This window comes from Devosia sp. (assembly GCF_017307565.1).
Taxonomy (GTDB): Bacteria; Pseudomonadota; Alphaproteobacteria; order Rhizobiales; family Devosiaceae; genus Devosia.
Window position 1 is genome coordinate 1 of the sequence record NZ_JAFKHD010000110.1, and the last position, 3,712, is coordinate 3,712.

The window sequence follows — 3,712 nt, forward strand, 5'->3', positions numbered from 1 at the left end:
ACACTCGGGCACCTGAAAAGGCCCCCTCACCCGGCGCGTTGCGCCGACCTCTCCCCCAGAGGGAGAGGTGAAGAAAGATCAGCTCGCTTGGGGGATAACCCCGTAGGTGATGCCCTTCTGGCTCAGCCAGCGGCGATAGGCGATGGCCGATTTGTCGGCGCGGATCGGAGTTTCCGAGCGCGGGTCGAGCGGCAGTTTCTTGGGATACTGGTTTTCGAGGATCGGCTTGTCCTGGCCGAAAATGGTCTGCTGGAAGCGGCGCAGGTCTGTGATGGTCGAATAGGAGTCGATCATCGACTGCAGTAGATGCGCGCGGCAGGTCTCTTCGGTCATCGGCTGGAGGAAAATGCCGATGACGTCGCGGCGGTTTTCATCCTCGGGGCATGACTTGTAGAGCACCGAGCAGAAGGGGTGCGGCACGCGATAGACGTATTCGACTTCCATCGCGCCGGTGGCCGACTTGGCGGCCATGGGCTGGATGAACTTGCACTTGGTGGCCAGCACTTCGTCGCGTTCTTCGGAAACCTCGACGTCGTATTCCTTGACCTCGGTGTGCGGCTCAGAGCCCAGAATGTCGGTATGGACATAGGGGAAGTGACCCATGTCGAGGAAATTTTCGACGGCGCGGGGGGCGGAGACGTGAATGCCGATGGAGCCGCAGCTCATATTGGTGCGGTCGGGTTCAGCATATTCCGGGATCGGGAAAAGCTCGGCCGAAGGGGTGCCCAGACAAGTCCAGGTGTAGCCATAGGCGGTGCGGACGGGGAGGCGATCGAGCACGGTTTCGGCGTCGATCTCGTCGCCGTTTTCCTCGTCGCTTGCGAGCCACACGACCGGCTCGCCGTCGAGCCCGCGCGTCAGGGCGATGCGGCGATCGAGAAGGAGCGTCGTTTCGACGAGGCCGATGGCAAGTTCTTCGGTCGCGGCGACGACGTGCCAAAGGTCGTTGGTAGTCTGATCGGGGGCTTTGGGCATGGGGCTGGTCTCAACTTTGGGTCGAGAATAGCGAGACCGGCCAGAGGTGCCAACTAAAAGTGCGCGGAGAGGTGGATTGCCTGAACAGGCCGGGCAATGACGACGGGGGAGGTTTCGGCTTTCGCCTTGCGGACCCCGTGGCTAAAACGGGGTGAGGGAGAGACCAATGGACATTGAAAACACGCCGCGCTTTGCCGAGGATCTGGTGCGGAGCCGCGTTGAGGCGCGATTGGCCGAGGCGGGGGCGAGCGAGGCTTCGCGGGCCGCGGCGATCAAGGCGATGATCCACGCGTCGTTGGTGGGCGTTGATAGCCATGGCGTGCGGTTGACCGACCACTATTGCAAGATGCTGGGTGGCGGGCGGCTCAACAAGAACCCGCAGCTGAAGGTGGAAAGCCGGGGCGCGGGGAGCGCGATGGTCGATGGCGATGATGGGCTCGGGCACTATGCGGCCTATAGGGCAGTCGAGGTCGGGATCGAGCTGGCGCGGCAGGCCGGTGTCGGGGCGGTGGGCATAAAGCACTCCTCGCATCTCGGCGCTGCGGGTGCCTATGCGCTGGCGGGGGCGGAGCAGGGGTTTGTGACCTTTGCGACGACCAATACCGACTCCATGGTGGCGCTCTATGATGGGGCGCAGAAATTCCATGGCACCAATCCGCTGGCTTTCGCGGCGCCGGTGCCGAATGCGCGGCCGTGGCTGCTCGACATGGCGACCTCGTCCATTCCGCTCAATCGCGTGCTGCTGCATCGTTCGCTCGACAAGGTGCTTCCAGAGGGTGTTGCGGCGACGCCGGATGGGCAGCCGACGACCGATCCACATGAGGCGGACATGCTGCTGCCCCTCGGTGGGGTCGACTATGGCTACAAGGGCGCGGCACTAGCTGGCGTGGCGACGCTGTTCTCGGCGCTTCTTACAGGCGCGACGCTCGATCCAGATTTTATCCCGATGTATGGCGGCGACGATATTTCGACGCCGCGGAACATGGGGCATTTCGTGCTGGTGATCGATCCCGACAAGTTCGCCGGGCGCGCGGTATTTGCTGCGGCTATAGGCAGCTATCTCGAGAGTTTGCGCGGGTCGCGGGTGCGCGAAGGCGGGCGTGTGATGGCGCCGGGGGATCGTGAGTGGGAAGAGATGGATCGGCGGAAGGCTGAGGGGATTCCGGTTGATCCGGATACGATGCGGTTTTTGGGGCTTTAGGCCGGAGCCACCCCTCCAACAGCGCAGCACCTCCCCCTTTTGATGGGTGTGTGGCGGCTACTCTGCCTCCGCCTTCGGCTCCTCGTAGTCCACGTAGCCGGCTTTCAGTGCGCCGTCCTCGATGGTGAAGTGGATCACCGCCGAGCCACCCGTCGGACAGCAATTGCCGTCGGTTTCCTGCCAGAGGCTGGTGCGGGCGACGTATTGGCCCCAATAAGCCTCGCCGAAATCGTAGGAAACGCCCTTCCAGATTTCGAGGCCTTTGGGCAGCTTGCCATCGATGGCTTCCCACCAGCTGTCCATGTCGACGCGCTGCCAGTGGGGCAGTTCGGTACTCTCGGGCAGGACGAATTCAAACAGCAGGTCGGCGTTGAACGAGCCGGTGCCGGCGGTCACGCCTGGCACATGGAACACGATCGGCTCAGCTTCAGAGAGGCGCGGCAGCTGATACCAGACGCCAGAAAAATCCTTGGCCAGCAGTTCCCACTTGCCATCGACCTCGGAGAAGACGACGACGCCACCGGCGATGCCGTCATATTCATCGACGCCGCGCTGAATCTGGTAGGCGAGGCGGGTCGTATCCTGGGGAGCGACGAAGCCCGATGCCGCGACGGTGCAGTTCTGCAGTTCGGATTCAATGCAGGTGTCGTTGATGGATTTCAGCGACACGGGCGCAGCAAGGGCGGCGCCGGGCACGAGGGCGACGAGCAGGGGTAGAAGCAGGCGGGGCAGCATGAGGTCCTCCACAATCGGCCGCATACTGCCCGTTTTGACCGAGCCTGTCAGCTTTCGCGGAATATGTCGAAAGGCCCGATGGCTTGCGTGGTGGCCATCAGCTCGATCTTGTTGATGTTGACATGAGCCGGGAGCGTTGTGGCCCAGAAGATACTTTCGGCTATGTCGTCGGCATTCATGGCCTTGGTCTTGGAATAGGGCGCGGCGGCCTTGCCCTCGTCGCCCTTGAAGCGAACGAGCGAGAATTCGGTTTCGGTCAGGCCCGGCTCGATATTGGTGACGCGGACATTCTTGCCCTGCAGGTCCGAGCGCAGGTTGAGCGCGAACTGCTTTACGAAAGCCTTGGTCGCGCCATAGACCGAGCCACCGGGATAGGCATATTCGCCGGCCACCGAGCCGAGGGTAACGACATGGCCGCCGCCGCGGGCGATGAGGCCGGGCAGGAGCAGGCGCACGGTGTAGACGAGGCCCGAAATATTGGTTGAGATCATAGTCTCCCAATCATCGAGCACGGCTTCGGCGGCGGGCTGAAGGCCAAGTGCGAGGCCGGCATTGGCAAGGACGATATTGATTTCGTTGAAGGGCGCGGGGATTTCGGCAATGGCCTTTTCCATCGCGGCGCGATCCTGCACGTCGAGCTCGATGATGTGGCAGTTTTCGGCGCCGAGTTCGGCCTGCAGCTTTTCGAGGCGGTCCTTGCGGCGGCCGGTTGCGATCACCTTGCCACCGGCGGCGACATAGCGGCGAGCGGCAGCTTCGCCAAAGCCCGACGTGGCGCCGGTGATGAAGACGACAAAGCGG

The 3,712-nt window shown here is 62.9% G+C and carries 4 protein-coding genes; 1 reads left to right on the plus strand and 3 read right to left on the minus strand.

Translation table 11 applies throughout. From position 1 onward, the window contains the following. Window positions 1-78 precede the first annotated feature (78 nt). Complete coding sequence (locus tag J0I64_RS03260) at window positions 79-975, minus strand: aromatic ring-hydroxylating dioxygenase subunit alpha (protein WP_291406188.1); 897 nt, start codon at window positions 973-975, stop codon at window positions 79-81. A gap of 166 nt (window positions 976-1,141) precedes the next feature. Between J0I64_RS03260 and J0I64_RS03265 the strand changes: the two genes are divergently transcribed. Further along, the gene (locus J0I64_RS03265; protein ID WP_291406189.1) at window positions 1,142-2,176 is read left to right on the plus strand and encodes an Ldh family oxidoreductase; all 1,035 of its coding nucleotides are present in this window, start codon (window positions 1,142-1,144) and stop codon (window positions 2,174-2,176) included. 57 nt (window positions 2,177-2,233) lie between these two features. Here J0I64_RS03265 and J0I64_RS03270 read toward each other — a convergent pair whose 3' ends face one another. Next, a complete protein-coding gene (locus J0I64_RS03270) occupies window positions 2,234-2,911 on the minus strand; it encodes a hypothetical protein (protein ID WP_291406190.1) in 678 nt (225 codons plus the stop codon). A 47-nt stretch (window positions 2,912-2,958) separates the two neighbouring features. Further along, a complete protein-coding gene (locus J0I64_RS03275; protein ID WP_291406191.1) occupies window positions 2,959-3,696 on the minus strand; it encodes an SDR family NAD(P)-dependent oxidoreductase in 738 nt (245 codons plus the stop codon). Window positions 3,697-3,712 lie beyond the last annotated feature (16 nt).

What these genes read in the sequence shown, in the direction of transcription:
- J0I64_RS03260 (WP_291406188.1), bottom strand. Translation starts at nt 975, where the DNA reads ATGCCCAAAGCCCCCGATCAGACTACCAACGACCTTTGGCACGTCGTC.
- J0I64_RS03265 (WP_291406189.1), top strand. Translation starts at nt 1,142, where the DNA reads ATGGACATTGAAAACACGCCGCGCTTTGCCGAGGATCTGGTGCGGAGC.
- J0I64_RS03270 (WP_291406190.1), bottom strand. Translation starts at nt 2,911, where the DNA reads ATGCTGCCCCGCCTGCTTCTACCCCTGCTCGTCGCCCTCGTGCCCGGC.